The following is a 26,215-nucleotide window of genomic DNA, read 5'->3' on the forward strand; positions in this document are numbered from 1 at the left end:
TATATTTGGAAATTATATAAAAATGATGTACTTTTGCCTCAACTAATCCTAATCTCTATGCCTATGACTGATATTGATATTATTTCCTTTGGAGATATATTTTGTTGTTTTCTTCTATAAATAAAATATAGTGAGGATTTTTCCTTAAAAATGGCTTCCCCTAACTGAGCTACGGGTTACTGTCTTCATAAAAAAGAACGTGCAAAGAAAATTAAATTAATAATTTAAAATTAAATTAGTATGAAAGGGATAATAAAAATTTCGTTTTTTGTGCTATTTTTTGTAGTAGCATTGGTGTCTTGCTCTAAGGAAAAAAATGAAGAACCATTGCAAGATTTGAAAAATAAGTCAATGACTTATAAAGAGTTCTTTGAAACTGTATCAGAGAAATCAGTAGACTTTGTTCCAAATGAGAAAGTATTACTTGTCTCATACAAATTAAACAAAGATGACAATACCATCACTTTCTTGTCAAGTATCATTGCTGAATCAAGCTGGGGTGTAGGTTTTGATGTTGCTGGCAAGTACGAAAACCAAAAAGTTTCTCGCAATCAAAAAGATAATTATACCGTATTTTATGTAAATAATGATGGTGAGGATTTAGAAAAAACTTGTAATGGAGTTAGTAATTTTAAGCAATTGCTTTCTAATTATTATACTGAGGGTATCGATAATTATTTAGTTTATGTACCTGATGTAAAAGCTTTCTATCTTTCTAAAGACCTTAAAGAATTAGTTGATTTGAAAGATGAAGAAACTCTAAAACAAGTAAATGAGGTTATCAAACCATAGTTAATAATTATCACAATACCAATAGAGTAGGGGAGAGGTACTAAAAACTTCTCCCTTATTTTTTGTGATTCAGCAGTTTTTTAGTACTTTTGTGCAATTAATCAAATTTTAGGTAGAAATAGATGTTTGCGGATGTATTGCTTGCATTACCTTTAGGCTTGTTGTTAGCTTTTACCATAGGTCCTGTCTTCTTTGTATTGCTGGAAACAGCTATTACCAAAGGATTTAGGGCAGCTATTGCTTTCAATTCGGGGGTAGTATTAGCCGATGCTGTCTTCATTCTCATTGTCTATTTCACTACCAGCAGTCTGTTGCGCGAAATTAAGGACGACCCTAAACTCTTCTTTGCTGGCGGACTTATAATGGTAGTCTACGGACTTATCTCATTTATCAAACTGAAAAAAGATTTCAAGAAAACAATGGACAATAAGGAGAATGCGCACTTGCAAGTAGCTGAAAAAGTGAACTATGTAGCCCTCTTTATTAAAGGTTTTCTACTGAATTTCATCAACATAGGGGTTTTAGGTTTTTGGTTAGGAATTATCATCGTTTTTGGTCCTAAACTCGATATGAATGCCAGTAGGATATTCGTATTTTTTACTTCTATTATTTTAGTATACTTTGGTATAGATATCGTTAAAATTCTCATTGCTAAGAAACTTAAAAACCGACTTACCGCTTTTCATATCTACAAAATCAAACGCGCGATTAGCATTATATTGTTAGTCTTTGGAGTTTTCCTAATACTCCAAGCCTTCTTTCCTAATGTATTACAATTAACTAATTAGCTATCAATAAAAAAACTTTGCCAAAGTCTTAAAACCTTGACAAAGTCTATAATTACAATTCTAATTTCTGATTCCTGTCTCCTGAAACCTGTTACCTGTTACTTCTTACCTGATTTATATTGATTGTTCAAGTATTCAGTAACTTCTTTAGTAATATCTTTGTTATCAGAACCATAGAGCACGCTACCGCCGTCGTTAGCACCAAGGATAAAGGTATAGCCTTTTTGTTTGCCATATTCTTTAATGTTTTTCTTCACTTTGCTAAGTAGAGAATCCATTTGAGTTTGGCTTTCCAATTGCAATCTTTCTTCTTCTTGTTGCAAGTGTTGTTGCAATATCTGACTCTTTTGCATCAACTCGTTGTATTTTTTCTGAGCTACGTTTTGAGGGAGGGTTTTAGCCTGAGCGTCGAAAGCACGTGCTTCAGTTTGGAACGCTACCGAAATACTATCGCGTTTTTTCTTATAGGCATCAACTTCAGTTTTCAATTTAGCCTCGATGTCTTTTTTCTCTTGGTACTCATTTAAGAGTTTGCTGTTATCCACGAAAGCCACCTTATCGGTGCAGGCAGTAAGAGTGAGGATTGCTACGCCTGTTAATATGAGTTTTTTCATTTTCTATAATGTTTAATTCAATTCAGGTCGCAAAAATAAGAAAGTTTTGTGTGTAAATGAAATATTTTTTAATTTTGTTGTTAAAAAAATAAAATACTATTTCTCGTCACTCGTCATTCGTCATTCGTCACTCGTCATTCATCTTTCATTGTTCCACGTGAAACTTCTATTTCCTAAGAATAATCATTTTCTATTTTAAAATAAAAATCTATAAAAATACTTTATTAAAACCGACTTTATTACAGCCGTTTTTAAGCGTTATTTTTAAAAAGTGATATACTTAGTTATTGATAGGGGAGAAGTATCGTAAAAACTCCTTATTTGAAGTTTTTGCTATTTTTAGCTTCAAAAATATTAAAAATAGGTAAGTCTTACCTCTTATCTCTTACTTCTTACCTAAAATGTAAATTTGTGATGAGTATTCTCCTTTGAGCCAACCGTAGTAGTTAGAACGGAGTCCGTTAAGGAATCCTTTGAGAAATGATTTCTTACCGGTTTTGTATTGTTCAGAAAGCATACTCACATAGAAGGCATCAAAAAGCATAGGGTGGGTGGCAAGCAACTCAAAACCTTCTTTGGCAAAAAGCTGTTCGATGCTATCCTTAGAAAAATGCCATAAGTGTCGGGGTACATCATAAGCTGCCCAGTACGCTCCGTAGTGCTGTGCGTCCCACGAACGATAGTTAGGTACAGCTATAACCGCTAAACCACCTTCTTTCAGTAAGTTACTGATGAGCTGTATTTCTTGTGTTACATCGGGTACGTGTTCCAATACGTGCCACATAGTAATCACATCAAAAGAGTGGGGGAGGAGGTTGCTAAAATCAGCTTCTAACAAAACTCCTTTTTCTTTTGCTTTGGTACGTGCTTTCTCGCTGGGCTCTATGCCCATAGTCTCCCAATGTGCATACTTTTTACCACTATGCACAAAGTCGCCTGTACCTGCACCTATATCAAGCAGACGAACATTTCCTTTTTTGTATTGTTTGATGAGTTTTATTTTGTGCTTTAAGTTATAACTTTTCACCCATTGGTAGAGTTTATCAAATAGTGTTTTGCGACTGTCTGTATGCGAAATATAATCCTCACTCTCATAGTATTTTTTAAGGTCATTAGGTAGGGGAGTAGTGCGGTAAAGTTTTAATACTGAATCATATACGAGGGTAAAATCCTCTTGTGATACGCTGTAATCTTTAATTGTCATTAGTTGTTAGTGTTTAGTCGTTAGTCATTACTTGTCAATTATCAATTGTGAATTATCAATTGATAATGTTCCACGTGGAACATTTCTTATATACTTACTTTTTACCTTTTACTTGTTACCTTTTACCTCGTAAGAAAGCAAACAATTTTCTCTTCTTCAAATATTCAAGGTTATAATCATTCTCGTACGCTTCACGTTCAAAGATGATATTTTGGTAAGCTCTCTTCTTATCTTTATACTTAATATATTTCAGTATGAAATCCACAAGATACCATATATAGAAAAATATCACCAAGAGTTCTCGTTGCTGAGCTAAATGTATACGTTCGTGGTTGATGAATTGTGCATCTTTTAGTAGTTTGGGATCGTTAGTAAATATAAAGGGGTAGAGGGTAATACCACTAAAACCCTTAGGTACTAAATATCTGTTTACTATAAACCGATTCATATAAGTAAAAAGTATGTGGCAAAAGTAGTGAGAAAATAGCAGATAAACAAATGAATTGTTAATTATCAATTCCCAATCGTTAATTCATAAATGTTCCACGTGGAACATTTATGAATTGAATATATAGCTTTATTTAAAAATATTTATTACCTTTGTCGGCGTAAAATAATAATATATCAGTATGAAAAAGTTTTTAATCCTGTTGTTATTTCCTTTTATCGGAATGGCACAAATTATCAATACTCCAGCTACACGTTTGGAGAAAGAACTCAATGGTAAAGTAAAAGCCCTTACCGAACGTACTTATGACGTCTTTCAAGGAAACCTTAAACAAAAACGTCTTGCAACCGAAAATTATTATGAATTTAATAAAGAAGGAAACTCCTTGCAGTTAGAACAAAAATACAGTGGTATTACTTTGCGTTACGACTATGTTTACAATGCTGAGCAAAAACCTCTACAAGTGAAAATATTGAGAGTGGCTCACGGAGGTATACAGAGTTCTACAGGACTCTATGAATATAATAACCAAGGGCATTTAGTAACATATCGTACAATGATGGAGGGTAGCGCTTCGCCTACACAAACCTATACTTTTAACAAGTGGGACGCCAACGGTAACCCTACCGAAGGTCTCTTAGTAACACCCGATAGCAAAGCGAAGGTATTCCAGGAGTTTGATAAAAATAACCAACGCACTTTGCTCAAAATGGTAACCGAAGGAAATCCACCTACCGAGATGCGCATCTCAGTGCGTTACGACCGTGAGGGTAGGGTAGTGGAACGCAGTATTGCTGAGGGAAACACCAAACCCGATGTAATGCATTATACATATGATAAAAAAGGTATTCCTACCGGCGTAAATAACCAGAAGTTTGAACATACTTTTGATAAACAAGGTAATTGGGTTACTCGCATTATATTCGTCAATGGATATATCGTAGGATTTACAGAAAGAGAAATTAAATACTAACATTAAAAATATATACACTTATGAAAAGACTATTTATTATTACTTTAGTTTTATTCTGTACGGCTTGTAATACCGATTGGCGCAGAAAATACGATGAAGTATATCCGCCTCAAAACGGAATTTCAATGGTAAGAAAAGATAATAAATACGGACTCGTAAATGCTGAAGGTACCGTCGTAGCACCTTTGAAATATGATTATATCAACATCTACCCTTCTGCCGAAATACCTTTTTATGATGTTACTATTAATAATTTATATGGGGTGATACGCCCTTCGGGTGAAGAACTCATTCCTGCTCAGTATAATTTTATTTCGTATTCCGAAGGTGTTTTTATTGTACAACTTAATGATAAGAAAAAACTCCTCAGTACTAATAACGAAACACTCACCCCTTGGTATGACGAAATAGATCTCTTTTTCGGTGGTCTGGCTCGTGCTAAGCAAGGTAATAAGTATGGTTATTTAAATCTTAAAGGTAAAGTGGTATTGCCTTTTGTATATGATGACGCTGATGATTTTAACGATAGTAAAAAGGCAATGGTGAAGTATAAAGGTAAGTGGGGAATGATTGATAATCTCGGTAATGCAATCATTCCTTTTGAATATGAACAGGCTGAACCCTATACTAAAAGCAATGAGGAATGGGAAGATTATTACTATATCCTCATAAAGAAAGGCAGAGAGGTAAATATAGATAAAGAAGGTAATCTTTTGTCATTTAAATAATCACTTCTTTTACCTCTCCTCTAAATATCACTTTAAACGACAAACGCTTCCATTGTTTAGGCAAGCGAGGCGTAAACGTTAGTACGCCGTTCTTTACACGCATACCAGCAAAGCCCTCTACAATGCTGAGCCACGTGCCTGCCATCGAGGTGATGTGTAACCCTTCGTGTACCTCCTTGTTGTAGTCGTCCAAATCAAGCCGAGCTGTACGCAGGTAGAGCGCGTAGGCTTCCTCTGTCTTCCCTAACGCCGAGGCGAGTACACTATGCACACAAGGTGAGAGTGACGACTCGTGTACGGTAAAAGGCTCATAAAACTCATAGTGCTTTTGGAGTTGTTCTTTGGTAAATCGCTCTTCAAAGAAATAAAACCCCTGTAACGTATCTGCCTGTTTGATATAAGGCGAACGCAATATTCTATCCCACGACCAATGTTGGTTGAGCGGACGTTCCTTAGTAGGAATGGCACTTACAGGCTTGAGGTCTTTATCCAAAAAACCGTCTTGTTGCAAGTATACATCATACTTTTCGCTATAAGGCAAGTACATATGTTCCACAATATCACTCCACTCCTTCACTTCTTTAATAGTCACCCATTGCTTTTCGCTCTTGTATTTCAGTGCCATAGTCGCTGCATAACTCAAACACCAAGAGGCGAGATAGTTCGTATAGAAATTATTGTTCACATTGTTTTCATACTCATTAGGACCTGTCACCCCTAAGATTACGTACTGTTTCTTTTCTTCTGAAAAATTGACCCTCTGTGCCCAAAAACGCGCAATAGCAATAAGCACTTCCATTCCATATTCTTTGAGGTACGACTCATCGCCCGTATAACGTGTATAGTTATAAATCGCAAAAGCAATCGCCCCGTTGCGGTGTATTTCTTCAAAGGTAATTTCCCATTCATTATGGCACTCTTCACCGTTCATCGTTACCATAGGGTAGAGCGCAGCCCCGCCAGTAAAACCGAGTTTCTGGGCGTTTTCAATAGCTTGTGGCAACTGTTTATAGCGGTACAACAGCAGATTGCGAGCTACTTCCGCGCCTTTGGTAGCCATATAAAAAGGCAGGCAATAAGCCTCAGTATCCCAATAGGTACTACCACCGTACTTTTCCCCCGTAAAACCCTTAGGTCCTATGTTCAAATGAGCATACTTCCCCTGATACGTTTGGTTGAGCTGAAAGATATTAAACCGGATACCTTGTTGCGCTTTCTCATCACCTTCAATCACAATATCCGATATCTCCCATATCGCCGCCCAATCTTCTTTCTGCATCTCCAATAACCCCTCAAATGTTAATGCCTGTGCGTCTCGCACCTTTGACAAAGTTTTAGACTTTGTCAAAGGTGTATAGCCACCATATTTTTCAATACGAAAGGTTTGGTTTTGCTTAACAGTTACTTCATACTGCAACCCTATATAGTTCTCCTTTCTATTTTCTTTTCCACTGATATTCAGTTCTTTTCCTTCTATAAAAAGATGATTTTCCATAAAGGTTTGCACTTTAAAGGCTGTCTTTTTAGTTTCAGCAAGTATAGTAGCGCAGTTGTTTTCCGAAGAAATTTCCAAAGTATTCCAAAAATGCTCGTCCCAGTTAGCATCATTATTCTTAATACCACTGTCTAAGTAGCTTTCTATTTCTATGGAAGTATCAGCATTAAGAGGACTAATCTCATAACGTAAAGCCCCTACTTTATCATAACGCAACGAGAGCAAACGCACCACTTTTACAGCAATTTCCACACCGTTACGAAGCGTAGCCGTAAACCTTCGCTCGTACCAACCCTCTTTCATATTCAGTTGTCGGCAGAAGTTTTTTACCTCCAAACAAGTGTTTAAGTCTAATAGTTCCCCGTCTATTTTGATGTGCAGTCCTATCCAGCTGGGCGCATTGAGCACTTTGGCAAAGTACTCAGGGTAGCCGTTTTTCCACCAGCCCACTCGGGTTTTATCGGGGTAATACACCCCACCGATGTAGCTCCCTTGAAGTGTATCGCCCGTATAGTCCTCTTCAAAGTTAGCGCGCATTCCCATAGCCCCATTTCCGAGGCTGAAAATACTTTCGTGTTTGGTAACCTCAGCTTTATTAAAGCCCTCTACGATGATGTTCCACGTGTTCATAGCTATTAGTCTTCACAAGTTTAAAGTGCAAAGGTAGAAGATAATTAGCAAACGAGCAAATTTGTAAAATTAGCTCATAAATACCCTACCCAATAATGATTACCATTACACTTTTCCATCATACCTTCACTTTTTCCGTCTCTACATTCCCTTTTTCCTTCATATTTTCCCCTATTACCTATTCCCTAAGAGCCTACACTTCTCCATTTGCTCATTTCCAAATTTGCTAATTCTCTAATTTCTCTTCCTCCTTTTCCGTCACCATATTTCCCTTTTTCCGTCCACACACTCCCCCTCTCCTTGGGAGAAGTCTCCGAATAGGAGAGTATGTGAACGGGGTGAGGATTCTCTTTCTTTCGCCTCGAAACCCTCTTTTTACCATTTTTAGCCTTGTTGTATTATATTATTAATCAATTATTTATACACCCTTTCTATACCAATCGTCCAAGATTCGTATAAGCTTCCTATAAGCTCTCTATAAGCTAACCCCACCCTCCTCACAGCCTTTTTTCACCAAAAACCCTCCCTCCTCTCTTCCGAACTTCTTCGATATCTTCCGAACCCCTCAACCCTTCCCCATTTACTAATTTTCCTGCTTGTCGTGCTACGACCTCGCACCTTTGGCAAAGTTAATTATCAGTATTTCTGGCATTATTTGGTATTATTGGCATTTCTGGCATTATTGGCATTATTTGGCATTATCAGTATTATTTCTTACCTTTGCCCCTACATTTTCTAATTTGTTAATCTGCTAATTTTCTAATTGAATTTATGAGAGTAGTTATCACCGGAATGGGTATTTATTCCTGTATAGGCACTTCACTCAGCGAGGTGCGCGATTCGTTATACCAAGGAAAATCGGGTATTGTTTTCTTGCCCGAACGCAAAGAATACGGCTATCGGTCAGCGCTGACGGGATTTGTAGAAAACCCCGACCTAAAAGGACTCTTAGGTCGTCGCGAGCGTATTTCTATGGGGCAAGAAAGCGAGTTCGCCTATATGGCAACCCTCGAAGCGCTTAAAAATGCGGGTATTGATAGCGATTTCTTACAACAAAACGAAGTGGGAATCCTCTACGGCAACGACAGTGTAGCCGAGTCGGTAATTCTTACAAACGATAAGATAAGAGAGAAGAAAGATACTACCCTCGTAGGCTCTGGGGCGGTGTTCCGTACGATGAACTCTACCGTAACGATGAACCTCTCAACTCTCTTCCAATTGCGAGGGGTAAATATGAGTATCAGTGCCGCTTGTGCCAGTGGGTCGCATTCGGTAGGCTTAGGCTACTTGTTTATCCAAAGTGGTATGCAAGACTGCGTAATATGTGGCGGAGCTCAGGAAATCAACAAGTATAGTATGGGCAGTTTCGATGGTCTTGGGGTCTTTTCAATGCGCGAGGGCGAACCCACTTTGGCATCTCGTCCCTTCGATGCCAGTAGAGACGGCTTAGTACCTAGTGGAGGGGCAGCTACTTTGGTGTTGGAGAGTTACGAGTCGGCGATGAGGCGTGGGGCAACCCCAATTGCTGAGGTGGTAGGCTACGGCTTTTCGTCTAATGGCGGACATATCTCTACACCCAATGTAGAAGGTCCTGCCCGTGCGATGGCGCGCGCCTTGCAGAATGCAGGAATACAAGCCAGTGAAATCGACTATATCAATGCGCACGCGACTTCTACTCCCATAGGCGATGCCAACGAAGCAAAGGCTATTTATGAGATTTTTGGCAGTAATATTCCTGTGAGTTCCACCAAATCAATGACCGGACACGAGTGCTGGATGGCAGGAGCTAGCGAAGTGATATACTCAGTGCTGATGATGCAAAACAGTTTTATAGCTCCTAATATCAATTTTGAAACCCCCGATGAAGCTTCTGCCAAGCTAAATATTATTCCCGAAACTGTAGAACGCCCTATTAAAGCCTTTTTGAGCAACTCTTTTGGCTTCGGAGGTACTAACTCAGCGTTGGTAGTAAAAGCGTTTATTTCTTAAACTCTAAACGTCCTCCTGCAATAATTTCTTCATAAGTAATATATCCTCTATTCAGCGGTTTGTCGTTGAGTAGTGTTTTTGCTTTACTGTCTTTTCTTTTTTCAATCGTAAAAGTCTTGCCGTTTTCTAAATGCAACGTAGCTTTATCGAATAGCGGTTCACTTAGATAATACCTGCTGTTGGCAGGGTTAAGAGGATACAAACCTAAGGCGGAAAGCACATACCAACTGCTCATCTGTCCGCAGTCCTCATTACCACAATGTCCGTCGGGGGTGTTTTTGTATTGAGTGTTCAATATTTCGGTAACGCGTTGAGATACTTTTTCGGGGTGGTTCGTGAAATGATAGAGGTAAGCCACGTGATGACTCGGTTCATTACCGTGCACATATTGACCTATCATACCAGTACTGAAAATAGGCAGTTTCTCATCGGGGGTAACTGCCAAAGTGAACATCGAGTCGAGTTTTTGTTCAAAAGCCTTAATGCCTCCCATTGCATCACGCAATCCTTCGATATTTTGTGGCACAAACCAACGATAATGCCAAGCGTTGCTTTCGCAGAAGTATTTACTATAATCTTTTGGGTTAAAAGGTTTGATAAATTGCCCTTTGCTATCCTTAGGGCGGAAGAAAGTAGTTTTTTCGTCGAAGAGATTGCGCCAGTTTTCAGCGCGTTTGGCAAAGTAAACCTCATCTTCTTTTTTATTCAAAGCTTTGGCAAATTGCGCAATACACCAATCGTCGTAAGCGTACTCTAAGGTTTTGGACACCGACCAGTTTTCATCGGATTTATCCAAATCGTAGGGCACATAACCGTATTGCTTATATAAGTCGATTTCGCGTTCGTTTACCATTGCACTTTGCTTGCAAGCCTCGTAAGCCAAAGGAATATCCATTGGGATTTTCTTAAAATACGCATCTACGATAATAGGCACAGCGTGATAACCAATCATCATATTGGTTTCACCTCCTTGGATACTCCACACCGGTAGCGCACCATTTTCGCGGTAGTGTGCCAAAAAACTACTGATAAAATCGGCGGAGGCTTCGCGGTGTAACAAGGTATAAAGCGGATGAGCCGCACGGAAAGTATCCCAAAGAGAAAAAGTATCATAACGCTTTTCGGGGGCATCGACATCGCTGAAAAGATTAGGTGCCAACATCGATTGGTAGAGCATTGTATAGAAAATCGTTTTTTGCTCCTCAGTCCCCCCTTCTACCGTAATCTTCTGCAACTGCTTCTCCCATAGATTGCGAGCTGTCTCGCGATAGTCGTCGAAAGCAAAGTGAGGCGCCTCAACTTCCATATTTTTATAAGCGCCTGCAATGCTGTGCATAGAGAGAGCTGTTTTCACTACAATGGCTTCATTATCGGCGGTAGCATAGCGGAGTACAATTTTAGAACGGTTGCTCTTGCCGTTTTCTTTTTCTTCGGTAAATTCCTTATCAGCAAAGGGTTTGGAGAGTTTGATGACGAAATAGACCTTTTGGTTACGTGCCCAACCGGTAGAAAAGCGATAGCCTTCCAAAGTTGTATTATCCACCACTTTTAGATAGGTTTCGGTAGGTTTATCCCAGTTGATACTATAACCTAAATCTACTGTAATTTTAGACTGTTCGTCTTTAGGAAAAGTATAGCGTTGCACGCCTACACGAGGAGTGGCGGTAAGTTCGGCTTTGATACCATAACTCAGCAAATCGACACTGTAATAGCCAGCCGTAGCGGTTTCGCTCTTATGAGAGAAATAAGAGAAAGGCAAACGGTTGTTTGCCTCTATGCGGTCGTTAAACCTGCTATTGGTAGGCATTATGAGCACATCGTAGAGGTCGCCCGCACCCGTGCCTGAGAGGTGGGTGTGTGAAAAGCCGGTAATGATGCTATCGGGGTAGAAGTAGCCCGAAATTCTGTCCCAGCCAGGGATACCTATATCGGGGCTTAGTTGCACCATTCCGAAGGGAGTCATCGCTCCTGGGTAGGTGTTCCCCGTACCATCAGTACCGATAAACGGATTTACGTATTTGGTGAGTTGCTTTTTAGGCAACTCTTTTTGTTCTGATACGTTGTGGCAAGCCGTGAGGGCAAATGCTAAAAGGTAAAAGTATAGTTTCATATGGATTGAGTTATGAGTTGCAAAGATAGGGAATAATTGGGAAATGAGAGAATGAGGTGCGAACTTGAATTAGAGGAATGAGGCTGTGCCTCAGAAATTAAACAAATATTAAACAAAATCAAGGCTACGCCTTGTAAAATGGGGTGCGAGTTACGAGCTTGCACCAGAGAAGGTTAACTTTGGCAAAGGTGCGAGCCACACAGGCAATTTGAAACTTTAGTAAAGTTTATAACATTACTCATTTGCTAATCTTTAAATTTGCTAATTAGCTAATTTTTTTCCGCATTTCGTTGAGCTTCATCAGTGCCTCTACGGGGGTAAGGGTGTTGATGTCGAGACTGAGTAAATCTTCTTTTAGGGCTTCTAAGAGTGGGTCGTTCATATCAAAGAAGCTCAATTGCATTTCTTTTTGGGCGTTTTTAACCACTTCGGCAGTGGGGACTACATTATGACTCTCTTCGAGCTTTTTAAGCATTTTATTCGCCTTCTGAATCACATATTGGGGCATTCCCGCCATCTTCGCAACGTGTATCCCAAAACTGTGCGCTGAACCACCCTCGGTGAGTTTGCGCAAGAAAAGCACGCTGTCTTTGGTTTCTTTTACCGATACATTGTAATTCTTGATGCGCTCGAATTGCTCACTCATCTCGTTGAGTTCGTGATAGTGGGTAGCAAAAAGGGTTTTGGCTTTGCTAGGGTGCTCGTGCAAATATTCGGCGATTGCCCACGCTATGGAAATACCGTCGTAAGTGCTAGTACCACGCCCGATTTCGTCCAAGAGCACCAAACTTCTATCGGAGATGTTGTTCAAAATGAGGGCTGCCTCATTCATCTCGACCATAAAAGTAGATTCGCCCATAGAAATGTTATCGCTTGCCCCTACGCGGGTGAATATCTTATCGACTATACCTAATTGAGCGCTAGTAGCAGGCACAAAACTGCCTATCTGTGCCAAGAGGACTATCAGGGCAGTTTGTCGCAAGATAGCCGATTTACCCGACATATTAGGTCCGGTAATCATTATGATTTGCTGGCGTTCACGGTCTAAATACACATCGTTGGCAATGTAGGGCGTACCAACGGGTAGTTGCTTTTCAATCACAGGGTGGCGACCATCCTTAATCTCAATGGCATACCCCTCGTTCATCTCGGGGCGGTGATAGTTGTTTTCCATTGCCAAAGTAGCAAAACCACAGAGGCAATCCAGCTGACCGATAAGCGTGGCATTTGTTTGTACCTGACCGATATACTCACTGATAAAAGCAATCAGTTCGGCGTATAGCGATTGCTCTAACTGAGCGATTTTTTCTTCAGCACCTAATATTTTGGCTTCGTATTCTTTGAGTTCCCCAGTGATATAACGCTCGGCATTCACAAGGGTTTGCTTGCGTATCCAATCAGGCGGGACTTTATCTTTATGAGTGTTGCGCACTTCGATATAGTAGCCAAACACGTTGTTGTTATCTATTTTCAGAAAAGGAATACCTGTGCGTTGGCTCTCGCGCAAGAGCAAATCGTCTAAATAACTTTTACCCGAATGCGAGAGACCGCGTAGTTCGTCCAATTCTGCCGAAAAACCTTTGGCGATAGCATTGCCTTTGGCTATGTTCACTGGGGCATCTTCACTAAGTGTTTCGGCGATGCGCGCGCTGAGCTGTTCGCAACTGTGGAGCTTATCGCCCAAAAGGGTAAGCGATTCATTGGCAGAAGCCAAACACAACTGTTTTATCAGGGGGATATGTTCCAAAGAAGCGCGCAATTGCACTACTTCCCGCGGATTGATTTTCAGGGTAGCGACTTTAGAAATCAGTCGTTCGATGTCGCCCATACGGCTGAGGGCTGCTTTCACTTGTTCTAATACATCGATGTGCTTCAAAAAGTAATCGACCACCTCGTGACGCTGACGGATTTTGTCTAACTTCTTCAGCGGTAACGCCAACCAACGTTTGAGGGTACGGCTACCCATAGGCGACAGCGTTTTATCAATCACATCGAGCAAACTCACCGAGGGGGTGGTATTGCCCGCATAAAGTTCTAAATTGCGAATGGTAAACTTGTCGAGCCATACATAAGCCTCTTCGGCTATGCGCTGAATGGCAGTAATGTGTTGGAGTTGGTGGTGTTGGGTTTCGGATAAGTAATAGAGAATAGCCCCTGCGGTAAGAATCGCTTCGGTGAGTTCGTCTACGCCAAAGCCTTTGAGAGAGTTGGTTTGGAAGTGTTTGGTAAGTACCTGCTGGGCGTAATCGTCTTTAAATACCCAATCTTCCAAGTAGAAACAGTGGAAGTCGTCGCCAAAATGCTCGGCGAATTCCTTTTTTTGGTGTTTAGCAACGAGCAGTTCGCTAGGGCGGAAGTTCTGTAAGAGCTTATCGATATAGGTTTTATCGCCTTGTGCTACCAAGAACTCACCCGTAGAAACATCGAGAAAAGCTGCACCGCAGCCTTGTTTGCCCAACCATACTGAGGCTAAGAAGTTATTGCTCTTGCTTTGCAATATATCGTCGTTGAGGGCAACTCCTGGGGTAACGAGTTCAGTAACACCTCGCTTTACAATACCTTTCACAAGTTTAGGGTCTTCCAGCTGGTCACATATTGCCACGCGGTAGCCCGCTTTTACGAGCTTAGGAAGATAGGTATTGATAGAATGGTAAGGAAAACCCGCTAATTCACTGCGCTCGGTGCCGTTGTTGCGGTTGGTGAGCACAATGTCGAGGGTATGAGCGGCTTTTACGGCATCTTCACCGAAGGTTTCGTAGAAATCGCCTACCCTAAACAGCAGTAAAGCATCAGGATATTTGCTTTTTATCTGATTGTACTGCTTCATTAGTGGGGTTTCTTTTGCCATATATTTTAGTGAAAAGTGAAAAGTATTTATTATTTCTTATTTTTATAAAAAAGCTCTGAATGACTACCTATTCTATCTAACATAATTGTTTTTTCAGTATCATCTTGTTCCCAAATAAGTAGTAAGTCAGGTTCTATATGACATTCCATACAACCTTTATAATTTCCTGTTAAAAGATGAGGTTTTTTATCCATTGGGATACCTTCAGAACCTTTTTCTATCAAAATATTAATTATTTCTATAATTTTTGATAGCTTAATAGGTTGGTTTTTATATTTTTTTAGTTCCTTTTTAAAGGTCGTAGCATAGATAATACGATACAAATCTTTATTTTCTTTTGTGTCATTCATCTTCTTCAGATAAGATATCGTTAATCAATTCTTGAGCATTTGTATAACCTTTTACGAGTCCCTTTTTATATTTAACGAGTTCTGTTCTTCCTTCCTCAATAGCTTTTATAGTTTCTTTATTAGGAATATATTCCTCTACAGGTTCCGCTACTATAGTAGGTTCTACTATCACATTATATTTCTTGAAAAGAGATTCAAACATAGGCACGTCTCCCTCAGGGATACTCACATTGTAATTGACCATTTTATTGTAATTTACAGTTCTCATATTCTATTTTTTTTGCAAAGATAATAATAATTTGCTAATCTGCTAATTTTACATTTGTCTATTCTAAATCGGCAGTGGAGTTATACTTTTGGATAAGAGTGATAAAAATCGTTTTTTGATAGGTCAGACTTGTTGAACAAATCGGATAGGTTAGAGAGAGCGGAAGAAAACGGAAAAGTTCGGAAGAGGGGAGCGAGGATTTTTGATGAAAAAAGGGTGTAAGGAGGGTGGGGTTAGGATATAGAAAGGATATAGGAATGATGAACGAATGATGGACGATTGGTATAGAAAGGGTATATAAAAAGTTGATTCATAATATAATACAACAATGCTAAAAATGCCAAAAATAAGGTTTCGAGGCGAAAGAAAAGGAATCCTCACCCCGTTCACATACTCTCCTATTCGGAGACTTCTCTCAAGGAGAGGGGGGAGTGGCGACGTAAAGGAGAAGGGATAATTAGAGAATTAGGAAATTTGGAAATGAGCAAATGGGGAAGTGTAGGCTCTTAGGGAATAGGGAATAGGCGGAAATATGAAGGAAAAGGGGAAGAAATGACGAGGGTCGAGGGACGAATCACGAAGGTAATGGGAGGTCGTAACACGAGATACAGTATAACTTTGCCAAAGGTGCGAGCCACATAGGCAATTTAAAACTTTGGTAAAATATTGAGACAAGAAAAGGCAAAACGTATTTAACGCTACAATATTAAAAATGCCAATAATACTCAATCAATGACAAAATGCGAATGACGGGCTTTGAGTGAAGATAGAACGAAGGGAAAATTTGCTGTATGAGAGAAGCTTAAAGAAATTTTAGGAGAGAAAATAGGAAAGACTGCCCCACTAAAAGTGGGAGCAGTCTTTCTTCTAACTTAGGGAAATTTGATTATTAATCTACGTTGATATCGGTATTTACATTTTTACTACCTACGAGGGCATAATACAAGAGGAATAGCAATGCTAATACGATTACCCAGTAACTTTGGATATAACCAAAAGCATCGGCAGCCCAACCTTGGATAGCTGGCAAAATACCACCCCCGCATACCATCGCCATAAAGATACCTGAGGCAGCGGCTGTATATTTACCCAAACCTTCGGTAGCGAGGTTAAAAATACCTCCCCACATTACTGAGGTACACAAGCCACAAAGAATGAGGAACATTATGCTTATTGGCACTTCGGCTAACCCAAAAGATATATCAGATTTGAACACAGGCATATTTACCATTTGTGTTTCGGGTATTAATATAGCTAAGATAACAAAAAGAATTCCTAAGGAAGACACAAAAGTAAGCATTCCTTTGCTTGAAAACTTTGCTCCTAATGAACCTCCGGTAAGACGACCGATGAACATCAAGAACCAATAGGTACCTACTACTGAACCTGCAATAGTAGTATCTATTGCTAAGCCGTTCATTTCTGGACTACTGGTCATAAAAAGATTTGCGATGTTGGGAATTCCTACTTCAATCCCTACGTAAAGGAAGATAGCTATGGCTCCTAATATAAAGTGACGGAAAGATAGCGGACTGTGTTTATCGGTTACATCTTTTTGTTTTATCGCTGCGTGAGGTTCGGGTATTTGCATTAGGGCAAGTACAATAAATGCCAAAGCGAATATACCCATTGCTAAGAAGAGGGCAGGATTGGCATCGGCAATAGAGGTACCGGCGCTGATAGTACCGATGAGGTACCCTACTAATACGGGCACGATAGTTGCCCCGATAGAGTTGATAGCACCTCCGAATTGCAAGAGTTGGTTACCGCGTTTGCCACCACCACCGAGGGTGTTGAGCATTGGGTTTACTACCACGTTCAGCATACACATAGAGAAGCCTGAGATAAATGCCCCAGTGAGGTATACTCCAAAGCTACCCATATTACCTGAAAGGAAAGTAATACAAACGCCAACGAAGCCTACGGCAATAGCTGTTAAAGCAGTTTTCTTATAACCGATGCGTTGTAGCATTAGCCCTGCGGGAATCCCCATAAAGGCATAAGCGATAAAGTTGGCTAAGTTCCCCAATTGTGATTCGAGGTTGCTTGCCATAAATTGGTTTTTTACAATTACCCCGAAAGGGTTTTGTAAACCCGTTACGAATGATATCATAAAGAATAAGGCGAACATCATCGCAATGGGTAATGCGTAACTTTTGTTTTGTTGATTTTGGTGTTCCATTATTTTTAGTTATTTATTATTTTAGAAAATAGGGAATAGGAGATAGAAATTAGTTGTTAGAAATTACTTATTTCTCCTATTAACTACTGTATTTAGTAAATAGTGGGGCAAAAGTAAATAAAGAAAATATAAAAAACAATAAAAGCGAAAACTTTTTTAAGGTTTATTTATGAAATATTTTAGATGTTAAGTGTTAGATGTTAGAAATCAGGAAGGTAGTTTAGGTAAAAGGTGTAAGCCACACGGGCAGTGCGGCTCGCACAGGCAGTCGTAGCACGATAAGCTGGGAATAAATTAGCAGATTAGCAATTTTGGAAATTAGTAAATGGGGTGAAGGTGATAATTGTTATTTGACTGGTCGCACAGGGTAGACGGGGTCAGATGTTTCTGACACCTAACCCCTGATGCCTAAAACCTATTTTTCATTCCAATAGTAGCTATCGGGGTAGATACGTTGACCAAAGATAGCGGTACCAACGCGCACGATAGTGGCTCCTTCTTCAATAGCGGTTTCGAGGTCGCCACTCATTCCCATTGAGAGCTCTCGGGGGTCTACATTAGGGAGATTGAGGGCAATAATCTCTTGTTGGAGATGTTTAAGGAGTTTAAAGCAGGCGCGCACCTTTTCGGTTTCGGCACTAAACAGACCGATAGTCATCAGTCCTTTGATATGTAGGGTAGGCATTGTAGCCACTTGCTTTACAAGATTGAGCACCTCAGAGGGGTCGGCACCAAACTTGCTTTCTTCGTTAGAGGTATTTACCTGAATAAAGATGTCGAGTTCCTTACCTTCACTCTCCAAACGGTTGTGGAGTTTTTGGGCTAAATCGAGGCGGTCTACCGATTCTACACAACTCACCTCGTAACGCAAAATATCTTTTATCTTATTCGTTTGTAAATGACCTATAAAATGATTGGTATGTGGGGTATCTTTCAGCGCTTCATACTTCTCTTTGAGCTCTTGCACTTTGTTTTCGGCGATGAGCGTATATCCTGCATTAAGTGCTATTTTGATGCGCTCAGGGGTTACCGTTTTAGTAGCCAAAAGCAATTTTACTTCCTCTGGCTTGCGACCTACCCGCTCACAAGCATTGGCAATACGTTGTTGTATTAAGGCGATGTTTTGTAAAATGTTTTCCATTTTTAATTATCAGTTATTAATTGACTATACCGGTTCATTCTCCACTTCTTCCTTTGGTAATTTACCTTCTACTTTCTTGCGCAAAAGGCGACGTTTAACGATGTCGTTTAGGTCTTTACCTTTTACCGAGTAAGTGTTAAATAACAGCATAGGAGCAATCACTCCAAAGGCTAAACACATTGTGATGAAACCAGTTTGCAAACCGAGTTTAAAGGTTTTGAAAAGCAAATCTAACGTTTCATCTTGGGGCGTTTGTACGGTTACTATCTTGATGATGTTCATCATAAACTCATAGCCGAATTTACCAGGAATCATATTGATAACGGCTGGAATGGTAAACACGATAGGAGGCGTATGCACGCGGTGAGCAAAGTATACAGCCAAGAGTCCCACAGCACAAGCGCCTAAGAAGGAGGTAATCACGATTTGTTCGGGCATCACAGTACCTAAAAGCATAAACTTAATACCCCAACCCACTCCGCCAAGTAAGCCTGTAATCCACAAAGCACGACGAGGTGTATTGAACAATAAAGCAAAGCCGATAGAAATCCACATCGACCAAAAGATGCGTTCTGCTAATCCTAAAAAAACATCAAAGAAGTTCATAACCAAAAAGAAGTAAAGCTAAATAAAAACCTAATGAAATCATAAACACCAAGATAGCCGAATGGGTGAGCTTAGCTACCCCTGCCACAATACAACCTGAAAGCATATCAATAAATCCATTGATAAGAGGCACCCCAGGCACCAACCACAGCACACAAGCGGCTAAGGCATTGTGATAGTCCTGCACGCCAAGTAAGCGGAAGATACTCATCACAGCTACTGATACGAAAGCTGCCCAGCCCCAACAAATATACACGTTAAACTTGCGCAACTGCAAAATACGTCTGCCTGCTAAACCTAAGAAAGTAGCAAGAAATGACATACTAAACTCAGCATAGCTCGCATCTTTACCGCCAAAAACGTAGGCAAGAGAACCTCCAGCAACGGCTACAAAGAACCACATTACATACATATTGTAATGCGGGCGTGCCTTGATAGTAGCAACTTGTTCTTCAATTTCCTCAATGGGGAGTTTCTTTTCAATTGCCTCCCACGATAGGATACTGATATCGGAAATGGCACTGAAGTTTACTCCGTGATGCGGGATAGAGCGTACGATAGTTTCTTTTTCGCCTGTAGTTTTATCCTGCACGGTAAGTACGATAGCAGCGTGTGAATAGAAGTTTTCGCAATAGTAGTTGAGGGCATTAGAGATGCGTTCTACATTGCGTTCTACTCTTCGGGTATTGGCACCGCTGGAAATCAGCAGTTCGTTGATATCGGCAAAGAGTTTTGCCGCTCGTTCAATGGGCTTCATTTATTAGGGGTTAGTTGTTAGTTTCCTTTTACTAAAGAAAACTCAGCTTGGTATTCCTTGCCGTTTTCTTCAATGAGTACATAACCTTTTGGGAGGTTGTTCATTAAATAGTTATAGTCATTATCTGATAAGCGAGAAGAGGTTACGGCACTTTTATAGGTAATCATATTTTCTATTTTCAGATTAGGAAACACAATAGCCTTTAATTTAGCATTACCTATAGCTTCATTGAAAGTGATATACACTTGCTTAGGAAAGAACCCAGCACTCTTATCTACGATTTCAGCTTTAGTAACTTTTAGGTGTGAAGGAGCAACTGGGGTTGTAGCGCCTTCAATAGTAATCATTTTATCAGCTACTGCTGATTCTCCTACGAAATTAGTAACTGTCCATTTGTATTTACCAGATTCAAAGTCTTTTGGGATTTTAAAGGGCGCATAAAAGGAAAGAATTCCTTTTTCAGGGAATCGTAGAGCTTCAATATATTTGAAACTACCATCTTCTTTTATTAATTTGAGTTTAGGAAGAGGTGTATGTTTATCTTGGTATCGAATACCCACACATTCTGCATACACAGTAAATTCTTCTCCTTTTTTGAGAGAGTAATTATCTAATTCTAGTTTAGTTGGAATATCGGCTATTTGAACATAAATCCTAAAAGGATATACATACTCTTTCCCTTGATATTTTATAACAAATTGAAAATCAGAACCACTCTCCAAAGGTGTTGTTGGTTTTTTAGGAGTTTCAAATCTAATCGTATTATAGTAAGTATCTATTTTTTTTACTATAAGAGAATAATCTTGACCATTCTTGCGCAAATAAAAACTATAGTTTGCTTTATCGTTCGGATTAATATAAACAGCTGCTGTAAACTCTTCATTTGGAAGTAATACCCTTTGACGAGGTTTCCCTGATTCAGGTAAAACTATTTTAAAAGAAGGTGTTCCTTGATTTAAAGGAAAAGAAACATATCCTTCGTTTTCCTTTTTGCCATCACTAACTTTTATTGTAATAGAATAGTCTCCATTTATGTATGTATTAGGCAAAACAACATCAATTTGTTTTTTATTATAATCTATGTTTCTAATTTTAGTTTCTACTCCTAATTCGTTATTAGTACCAATATAGGCTTTTATATTTTTATGTCTCCACTTCAGTTTGCCAACCTCTATAGAAACAATATCACCTCCTTTTAGGTATTTTGTATTTTCTGTAAGAAGTTTAACAGTTGTCCAAAAAGGCTTAGAATCTTCTACAATCACATAAAATATTTTTTCTGTTTTGTCTTCGGCTGTTATAGTATAGCGAACTCCTTGAGAGTAATCTAAAGTAGCTCCTGATTTAGGTTCTATCGTAGCTCTTTCTGAAATGGTAATGCTTGAAGTTAGCGCTTTTATATTAGTACCTTCAGGGACTTCTAATTTTATATAAGTTTCTCCTTTGTCAAGTACAGTCACATCTTCAGGATAATCAATATTGGTAAAGGTAATAGCTAATATTTCGGCTTTTGAGCTTTTTGTACCATTGTCATTACCGTTATTGTCATCATCTTTGCCATTGTTATCATCATCTTTGCCATTGTTATCATCGTCTTTGCCGTCGTTATCGTCATCTTTTCCATCGTCTTTTTCCTTCTTGGTTACCATCACCTTATACGTTTTGGTACTTTTGTTTTCGGCAGTTACGGTGTAACTTACTTCTTTAGAAAAGTCTTGAGCTATCCCTGTGTTAGGGCTTATAGTCGCGCCTTTTGAAATGCTAATAGTAGGCGTGAGGGTAGTTAGCGAGGTATCGGCAGGTAACTGTGCGCTGATAGTCGTCCCACTGATAGTGGCACTATAAGGGGTATCGTTGAGCGTAAAGACAAACGAAAGTATGTTTTTTTCAGCGCTCAAATGGAGTGTTTCGTCTTTATCGTCCTTACAACCCAAAATCAGTAGCAAGCAAACTAAAGTTGTATATAATTTCTTCATCGTAGGTAATATTACGAGTGTTTGTTAGAAAGTGCAAAAGTACAAAAATAATGAAGAATGACAAAAAGGCGAGGATTTAATAATTTACTATCACATTTAAGCGCTTGCCTAATATTGTTTTTAGTTGGTTATATCCTATAACCTCTTCCATAATGCTTTTGCGTTCTTCATCTGTTATTTCAGAGCGAACTTTCTCTGCTAAATTGTTGATGAGGTGCATTATTAATAGCAAACGAATATTTAGAATGATATCCGAGATAATTCTATTGAGGTCTCTGTCTTTCTCCTTTGCCACAATATCTCGTTTCAACCAATTGTCCAACTTTCTAAACTCGTCTTCCATTTCCAAATCGGATACCTTAGCACTGAGTTCCACAGGAAGTTCGTTTGCGAGCCTACTCACATCATAGGAAGTATCTTCTTGGAACATTGTCATTAGTTGGTCATATATCTGCTTGAAATCGGGGTTAGCGAATTCTATTTCGTCTTCTTGAAGTTCAAGGAATACTTTTTCGTAAACTTTGAGGGTTTGCTGTATTTGTTTTTCTTTGAGGTCGCCGTTTTCTTCTTCTACCAGAATAGTATCGGTGAAAACACAGTCTTCATTTCCTTTAGAAAGAAGAATCTTTATTAAATCGTGTTCTAACACCTCCAAACGGTTTACCGTGCGTTTTTGAGCCTCTTCTGGCGTTTGCACTACTTGCATAGTAGATTGCTTGCGCTCTACTTTTTGTCCTTCATAAAAGTCTTTTTTGAGAATTTGCGCCAAAGTAGAAAAGAGCACCTGTTCCGAGATGTCCATAATGGTAGCGCACTCGCGCACATAAACTTCCCGCTTGATAAGGTCGGGGATTTTAGAGATACTCTCTACCATATCGCGTATAGTTTCGGCTTTTTTGATAGGGTCGTTCTGCGCCTCTTGCATTAGGAGGGAGGCTTTGAAGCGAATGAAATCGGTGGCGTTGTTTTCGAGGTATAGCACGAGGTCTTCGTAGGCGGTTTTGCGGGCAAAGCTATCGGGGTCGTCTCCCTCGGGGAAGGTACAGACCTTTACATTCATACCCTGTTCCAAGATGAGGTCGACCCCACGAATGGAAGCGCGTAAGCCAGCGGCATCGCCATCGTACAGCACTGTGATGTTGGGAGTGAGACGATGAATAAGACGGATTTGGTCTTGCGTAAGGGCTGTCCCACTGGAGGCTACCACATTTTCGATACCCTTTTGGTGCATCTGTATCACATCGGTATAGCCTTCAACCAGATAGCAGTTATCAGCTTTGGCAATGGCTTGTTTGGCGAAGAAGATGCCATAGAGCACTTTGCTCTTGTGGTAAATCTCACTTTCGGGAGAGTTGAGGTATTTGGCTTGTTTCTTGTCGTTAGTGAGGATACGCCCTCCGAAGCCCAATACGCGTCCGCTCATAGAGTGAATGGGAAACATTACACGCCCTTTGAAGCGGTCGAACTTACGGTCGCCATTGATGATGGTGAGCCCCGTTTTTTCTAAGAATTCTAACTGATAGCCTTTGGCAAGGGCGGTATCAGTGAAGGCAGTCCACTCGTCGGGGGAGAAGCCTAAGCGGAATTTTTGGATTGTTTCCTCGGTAAAACCGCGCTCTTTGAAATAGGTCATTCCGATAGCCTTACCGGCTTCGGTATTGAAGAGGGTATCTTGAAAATATTGTTGGGCGTATTCTGATACAATATAGAGACTCTCGCGCTCATCGGCTTGTGCTTTTTCTTCGGAAGACTGCTGGGTTTCTTCAATGTCGATATGGTATTTTTTAGCCAAATAGCGAATAGCTTCGGGGTAGGTGAAGTGCTCGTGCTCCATCAGGAAAGCAATAGCATTACCGCCTTTGCCACTACTGAAGTCTTTCCATATTTGCTTTACGGGCGAAACCATAAAGCTGGGTGTCCGCTCGTTGGAGAACGGACTCAGTCCTTTGTAATTAGACCCTGCACGTTTCAGTTGGACGAAGTCGCCGATAACTTCCTCCACCCGCATTTGGTCGTATACTTTATCTATGGTATTTTTTGAAATCACTGTTTTTTAGGTAAGAGATAAGAATTATAGTAATATCTAAAAGGCAAAGTTACACAATTATTTTGGATTGTACAAAAACAAATAACCGACTGCTTTATTTACAAGAGTCGGTTATTTACATTTAATTTTTTAATTACAAAGAAATAAAAAAAACCTTTCTTTTAGTCTGCTAAAATCACTACTTTGTTTTGGTTGCACTCCAAGGTACCTCCTGTAATAGTGAAATGTTGCAGTTCTTTTTTGCCCTCAAAGAGCTTTACCTCGCCTGCCGTAAGCAATGAGATAATAGGGGCGTGGTGATTTAATATTACAAATGGTCCTTTAGCCCCAGGCACCTTCACCGAGGTTACTTCACCTTTAAACAAAAGGGCTTCAGGAGTAAAGATTTCTACTAACATAAGTGCGAGCCATACGGGCTTTTTTGTTGTTATTTAACATTAGCTAATTTTCTTATTAACTAGCTTGTGCTTCGGCAAGCATTTTTTCACCTGCTTCGATTACTTCTTCGATGGTGCCTTTAAGGTTGAAGGCAGCTTCTGGAAGGTGGTCGAGTTCGCCGTCGAGAATCATATTAAAGCCTTTAATAGTGTCTTTGATATCTACATAAGCTCCTGGTAAGCCTGTAAACTGCTCGGCTACGTGGAAAGGCTGTGATAAGAAACGCTGTACGCGACGTGCACGAGCAACGGCTACTTTATCGTCTTCTGAAAGCTCTTCCATACCGAGGATAGCGATAATGTCTTGCAATTGTTTGTAACGTTGTAAGAGCTCTTTTACGCGTTGTGCACATTCGTAGTGCTCTTTACCCAAAATTTCGGGGGTAAGGATACGCGAAGTAGAGTCGAGAGGGTCTACCGCAGGGTAGATACCGAGCTCGGCAATTTTACGCGATAATACGGTGGTCGCATCGAGGTGGGCAAAGGTAGTTGCCGGAGCGGGGTCAGTAAGGTCGTCGGCAGGTACATATACCGCTTGTACTGAGGTGATGGAACCGTGTTTGGTAGAGGTGATGCGCTCTTGCATCGCACCCATTTCGGTAGCCAACGTAGGTTGGTAACCCACCGCTGATGGCATACGTCCTAAAAGAGCGGATACCTCAGAACCTGCTTGGGTGAAACGGAAGATATTATCGACGAAGAAAAGCACGTCTTTACCGTGACCTTCGCCTGCACCATCGCGGAAGTACTCGGCAATGGTAAGTCCTGAGAGGGCTACACGCGCACGTGCTCCAGGAGGTTCGTTCATTTGCCCAAATACGAAGGTAGCTTTTGATTCTTTAAGAGCATTTTTGTCTACTTTACTCAAATCCCAACCGCCTTTTTCCATTGATTCCATAAAGCCTTCGCCATATTTGATAATGCCCGATTCGAGCATCTCGCGTAGCAGGTCGTTTCCTTCACGGGTGCGTTCGCCTACACCGGCGAATACTGATAGACCGCCGTGCCCTTTGGCGATGTTATTAATCAATTCTTGAATGAGCACTGTTTTACCTACACCCGCACCGCCAAAGAGACCGATTTTACCTCCTTTGGCATAAGGTTCGATAAGGTCGATTACTTTGATACCGGTGAAGAGTACTTCGGTAGTGGTGGAGAGTTCTTCGAACTTGGGAGCTTCGCGGTGGATAGGCAAGCCGTTGTCGCCGTCTTTGGGCAGGTTGCCGAGTCCGTCTACCCCATCACCAATTACGTTGAAGAGGCGACCGTAGATGTCGTGCCCTATGGGCATTTTGATAGGACTGCCTGTGGCAATCACTTCGGTGTCGCGGCTAAGTCCTTCGGTGGAGTCCATAGAGATGGCGCGCACTACGTCTTCGCCTATATGCGATTGTACTTCTAATATGAGTTTGGTACCGTCGGGTCTTGTGATTTCTAAGGAATCATAAATGCGTGGGAGTTCATTATCGGAGGCGAACTCTACATCGACTACCGGTCCAATTACTTGTGCTACTTTTCCTTTTTGTAACATTCTTTTTTATTTTTAGTTGTTTAGACCATAGGCGTTAAGCCATAGGTTGTAGGTGTTATGGTTTTAGAAGCTGAGGTCTGAAAACTGAGACCTATGGGCAGAAACCTAAATATTGTGCAAATGTAGGGACTTTTTTAAAAAGGGACAAATCTTTGTAATTCTTTTTTAGAAAAATATTTTATTGTAGGTTTTTATAATATTGATTATCAACAGATATAGGGTTTGGATTTTCTTTTTCTTATTGAATTTCAGAACTTGTTTTAGCAAAGGAAGGTGAAAATATTGTATATTTGCCACGTTA

General features: G+C 40.1%; 21 protein-coding genes. 5 read left to right on the top strand and 16 right to left on the bottom strand.

Translation table 11 applies throughout. From position 1 onward, the window contains the following. Nucleotides 1-240 precede the first annotated feature (240 nt). Both HW279_RS03970 and HW279_RS03975 read left to right on the top strand, forming a co-directional pair. Nucleotides 241-792: a hypothetical protein gene (locus tag HW279_RS03970; RefSeq protein ID WP_178958046.1), complete on the top strand. Its 552-nt coding sequence runs from the start codon at nt 241-243 to the stop codon at nt 790-792. Between the two features lie 122 nt (nt 793-914). Then, entirely contained in the window at nt 915-1,580 is a 666-nt protein-coding gene (locus HW279_RS03975; protein ID WP_178958047.1) for a LysE family translocator, read from the top strand. Nucleotides 1,581-1,678: 98 nt separating this feature from the next. Here HW279_RS03975 and HW279_RS03980 read toward each other — a convergent pair whose 3' ends face one another. From HW279_RS03980 to HW279_RS03990, 3 genes are all read right to left on the bottom strand, one after another. After that, nucleotides 1,679-2,194 carry an OmpH family outer membrane protein gene (locus HW279_RS03980; protein ID WP_178958048.1) on the bottom strand — a complete coding sequence of 172 codons (516 nt, stop codon included), beginning with the start codon at nt 2,192-2,194 and terminating at the stop codon, nt 1,679-1,681. A 385-nt stretch (nt 2,195-2,579) separates the two neighbouring features. Next, the gene (locus tag HW279_RS03985; RefSeq protein WP_178958049.1) at nt 2,580-3,398 is read right to left on the bottom strand and encodes a class I SAM-dependent methyltransferase; all 819 of its coding nucleotides are present in this window, start codon (nt 3,396-3,398) and stop codon (nt 2,580-2,582) included. Nucleotides 3,399-3,513: 115 nt separating this feature from the next. Further along, nucleotides 3,514-3,846 carry a hypothetical protein gene (locus HW279_RS03990; protein ID WP_178958050.1) on the bottom strand — a complete coding sequence of 111 codons (333 nt, stop codon included), beginning with the start codon at nt 3,844-3,846 and terminating at the stop codon, nt 3,514-3,516. 181 nt (nt 3,847-4,027) lie between these two features. On the opposite strand from HW279_RS03990, the gene HW279_RS03995 reads away from it, so the two are divergent. Beyond that, entirely contained in the window at nt 4,028-4,819 is a 792-nt protein-coding gene (locus HW279_RS03995; protein ID WP_178958051.1) for a hypothetical protein, read from the top strand. A gap of 20 nt (nt 4,820-4,839) precedes the next feature. Next, on the top strand, nt 4,840-5,547 hold the full coding sequence (locus tag HW279_RS04000) for a WG repeat-containing protein (protein ID WP_178958052.1): 708 nt from the start codon (nt 4,840-4,842) through the stop codon (nt 5,545-5,547). Here HW279_RS04000 and HW279_RS04005 read toward each other — a convergent pair. Further along, nucleotides 5,540-7,672: a family 65 glycosyl hydrolase domain-containing protein gene (locus tag HW279_RS04005; protein ID WP_178958053.1), complete on the bottom strand. Its 2,133-nt coding sequence runs from the start codon at nt 7,670-7,672 to the stop codon at nt 5,540-5,542. The two genes, HW279_RS04000 and HW279_RS04005, sit on opposite strands and share 8 nt — an antisense overlap. A gap of 771 nt (nt 7,673-8,443) precedes the next feature. On the opposite strand from HW279_RS04005, the gene HW279_RS04010 reads away from it, so the two are divergent. Further along, nucleotides 8,444-9,661, top strand: coding sequence for a beta-ketoacyl-[acyl-carrier-protein] synthase family protein (locus tag HW279_RS04010; RefSeq protein WP_178958054.1), 1,218 nt, complete (start codon nt 8,444-8,446; stop codon nt 9,659-9,661). Here HW279_RS04010 and HW279_RS04015 read toward each other — a convergent pair. From HW279_RS04015 to atpD, 12 genes are all read right to left on the bottom strand, one after another. Next, nucleotides 9,651-11,771 carry a GH92 family glycosyl hydrolase gene (locus HW279_RS04015; RefSeq protein ID WP_178958055.1) on the bottom strand — a complete coding sequence of 707 codons (2,121 nt, stop codon included), beginning with the start codon at nt 11,769-11,771 and terminating at the stop codon, nt 9,651-9,653. The two genes, HW279_RS04010 and HW279_RS04015, sit on opposite strands and share 11 nt — an antisense overlap. Before the next feature lie 265 nt (nt 11,772-12,036). Beyond that, complete coding sequence (mutS, locus tag HW279_RS04020) at nt 12,037-14,619, bottom strand: DNA mismatch repair protein MutS (protein WP_178958056.1); 2,583 nt, start codon at nt 14,617-14,619, stop codon at nt 12,037-12,039. A 29-nt stretch (nt 14,620-14,648) separates the two neighbouring features. Then, a complete protein-coding gene (locus HW279_RS04025) occupies nt 14,649-14,969 on the bottom strand; it encodes a type II toxin-antitoxin system YafQ family toxin (RefSeq protein ID WP_178958057.1) in 321 nt (106 codons plus the stop codon). Beyond that, nucleotides 14,962-15,237 (bottom strand): flagellar motor switch protein FliM, encoded by a 276-nt coding sequence (locus HW279_RS04030; protein ID WP_178958058.1) that lies wholly within the window; start codon nt 15,235-15,237, stop codon nt 14,962-14,964. The genes HW279_RS04025 and HW279_RS04030 overlap by 8 nt, the downstream gene beginning before the upstream one ends. An 889-nt stretch (nt 15,238-16,126) precedes the next feature. Then, nucleotides 16,127-17,419, bottom strand: coding sequence for an MFS transporter (locus HW279_RS04035; RefSeq protein WP_002674436.1), 1,293 nt, complete (start codon nt 17,417-17,419; stop codon nt 16,127-16,129). Nucleotides 17,420-17,834: 415 nt separating this feature from the next. Next, nucleotides 17,835-18,560, bottom strand: a complete 726-nt coding sequence (locus tag HW279_RS04040) for a YggS family pyridoxal phosphate-dependent enzyme (protein WP_178958059.1) — start codon at nt 18,558-18,560, stop codon at nt 17,835-17,837. Between the two features lie 24 nt (nt 18,561-18,584). Then, complete coding sequence (locus HW279_RS04045; RefSeq protein ID WP_178958060.1) at nt 18,585-19,166, bottom strand: threonine/serine exporter family protein; 582 nt, start codon at nt 19,164-19,166, stop codon at nt 18,585-18,587. Next, entirely contained in the window at nt 19,153-19,923 is a 771-nt protein-coding gene (locus HW279_RS04050) for a threonine/serine exporter ThrE family protein (RefSeq protein ID WP_178958061.1), read from the bottom strand. Before HW279_RS04050 ends, HW279_RS04045 begins: the two co-directional genes overlap by 14 nt. Nucleotides 19,924-19,940: 17 nt before the next feature. Further along, entirely contained in the window at nt 19,941-21,899 is a 1,959-nt protein-coding gene (locus HW279_RS11015) for a DUF5018 domain-containing protein (RefSeq protein ID WP_255495766.1), read from the bottom strand. A gap of 76 nt (nt 21,900-21,975) precedes the next feature. After that, a complete protein-coding gene (dnaG, locus tag HW279_RS04060; RefSeq protein WP_178958062.1) occupies nt 21,976-23,946 on the bottom strand; it encodes a DNA primase in 1,971 nt (656 codons plus the stop codon). A 161-nt stretch (nt 23,947-24,107) separates the two neighbouring features. Next, nucleotides 24,108-24,344 carry an ATP synthase F1 subunit epsilon gene (gene atpC, locus HW279_RS04065; protein ID WP_016478334.1) on the bottom strand — a complete coding sequence of 79 codons (237 nt, stop codon included), beginning with the start codon at nt 24,342-24,344 and terminating at the stop codon, nt 24,108-24,110. A gap of 55 nt (nt 24,345-24,399) precedes the next feature. After that, nucleotides 24,400-25,914 carry a F0F1 ATP synthase subunit beta gene (gene atpD, locus HW279_RS04070; protein ID WP_178958063.1) on the bottom strand — a complete coding sequence of 505 codons (1,515 nt, stop codon included), beginning with the start codon at nt 25,912-25,914 and terminating at the stop codon, nt 24,400-24,402. Nucleotides 25,915-26,215 lie beyond the last annotated feature (301 nt).

The organism is Capnocytophaga sp. oral taxon 903 (assembly GCF_013394785.1).
Taxonomy (GTDB): Bacteria; Bacteroidota; Bacteroidia; order Flavobacteriales; family Flavobacteriaceae; genus Capnocytophaga; species Capnocytophaga ochracea.

Excerpts from the sequence above, each read along its gene's own strand:
- HW279_RS03970 (WP_178958046.1), top strand. The coding sequence starts at position 241 with ATGAAAGGGATAATAAAAATTTCGTTTTTTGTGCTATTTTTTGTAGTA.
- HW279_RS03975 (WP_178958047.1), top strand. The coding sequence starts at position 915 with ATGTTTGCGGATGTATTGCTTGCATTACCTTTAGGCTTGTTGTTAGCT.
- HW279_RS03980 (WP_178958048.1), bottom strand. The coding sequence starts at position 2,194 with ATGAAAAAACTCATATTAACAGGCGTAGCAATCCTCACTCTTACTGCC.
- HW279_RS03985 (WP_178958049.1), bottom strand. The coding sequence starts at position 3,398 with ATGACAATTAAAGATTACAGCGTATCACAAGAGGATTTTACCCTCGTA.
- HW279_RS03990 (WP_178958050.1), bottom strand. The coding sequence starts at position 3,846 with ATGAATCGGTTTATAGTAAACAGATATTTAGTACCTAAGGGTTTTAGT.
- HW279_RS03995 (WP_178958051.1), top strand. The coding sequence starts at position 4,028 with ATGAAAAAGTTTTTAATCCTGTTGTTATTTCCTTTTATCGGAATGGCA.
- HW279_RS04000 (WP_178958052.1), top strand. The coding sequence starts at position 4,840 with ATGAAAAGACTATTTATTATTACTTTAGTTTTATTCTGTACGGCTTGT.
- HW279_RS04005 (WP_178958053.1), bottom strand. The coding sequence starts at position 7,672 with ATGAACACGTGGAACATCATCGTAGAGGGCTTTAATAAAGCTGAGGTT.
- HW279_RS04010 (WP_178958054.1), top strand. The coding sequence starts at position 8,444 with ATGAGAGTAGTTATCACCGGAATGGGTATTTATTCCTGTATAGGCACT.
- HW279_RS04015 (WP_178958055.1), bottom strand. The coding sequence starts at position 11,771 with ATGAAACTATACTTTTACCTTTTAGCATTTGCCCTCACGGCTTGCCAC.
- mutS (WP_178958056.1), bottom strand. The coding sequence starts at position 14,619 with ATGGCAAAAGAAACCCCACTAATGAAGCAGTACAATCAGATAAAAAGC.
- HW279_RS04025 (WP_178958057.1), bottom strand. The coding sequence starts at position 14,969 with ATGAATGACACAAAAGAAAATAAAGATTTGTATCGTATTATCTATGCT.
- HW279_RS04030 (WP_178958058.1), bottom strand. The coding sequence starts at position 15,237 with ATGAGAACTGTAAATTACAATAAAATGGTCAATTACAATGTGAGTATC.
- HW279_RS04035 (WP_002674436.1), bottom strand. The coding sequence starts at position 17,419 with ATGGAACACCAAAATCAACAAAACAAAAGTTACGCATTACCCATTGCG.
- HW279_RS04040 (WP_178958059.1), bottom strand. The coding sequence starts at position 18,560 with ATGGAAAACATTTTACAAAACATCGCCTTAATACAACAACGTATTGCC.
- HW279_RS04045 (WP_178958060.1), bottom strand. The coding sequence starts at position 19,166 with ATGAACTTCTTTGATGTTTTTTTAGGATTAGCAGAACGCATCTTTTGG.
- HW279_RS04050 (WP_178958061.1), bottom strand. The coding sequence starts at position 19,923 with ATGAAGCCCATTGAACGAGCGGCAAAACTCTTTGCCGATATCAACGAA.
- HW279_RS11015 (WP_255495766.1), bottom strand. The coding sequence starts at position 21,899 with ATGAAGAAATTATATACAACTTTAGTTTGCTTGCTACTGATTTTGGGT.
- atpC (WP_016478334.1), bottom strand. The coding sequence starts at position 24,344 with ATGTTAGTAGAAATCTTTACTCCTGAAGCCCTTTTGTTTAAAGGTGAA.
- atpD (WP_178958063.1), bottom strand. The coding sequence starts at position 25,914 with ATGTTACAAAAAGGAAAAGTAGCACAAGTAATTGGACCGGTAGTCGAT.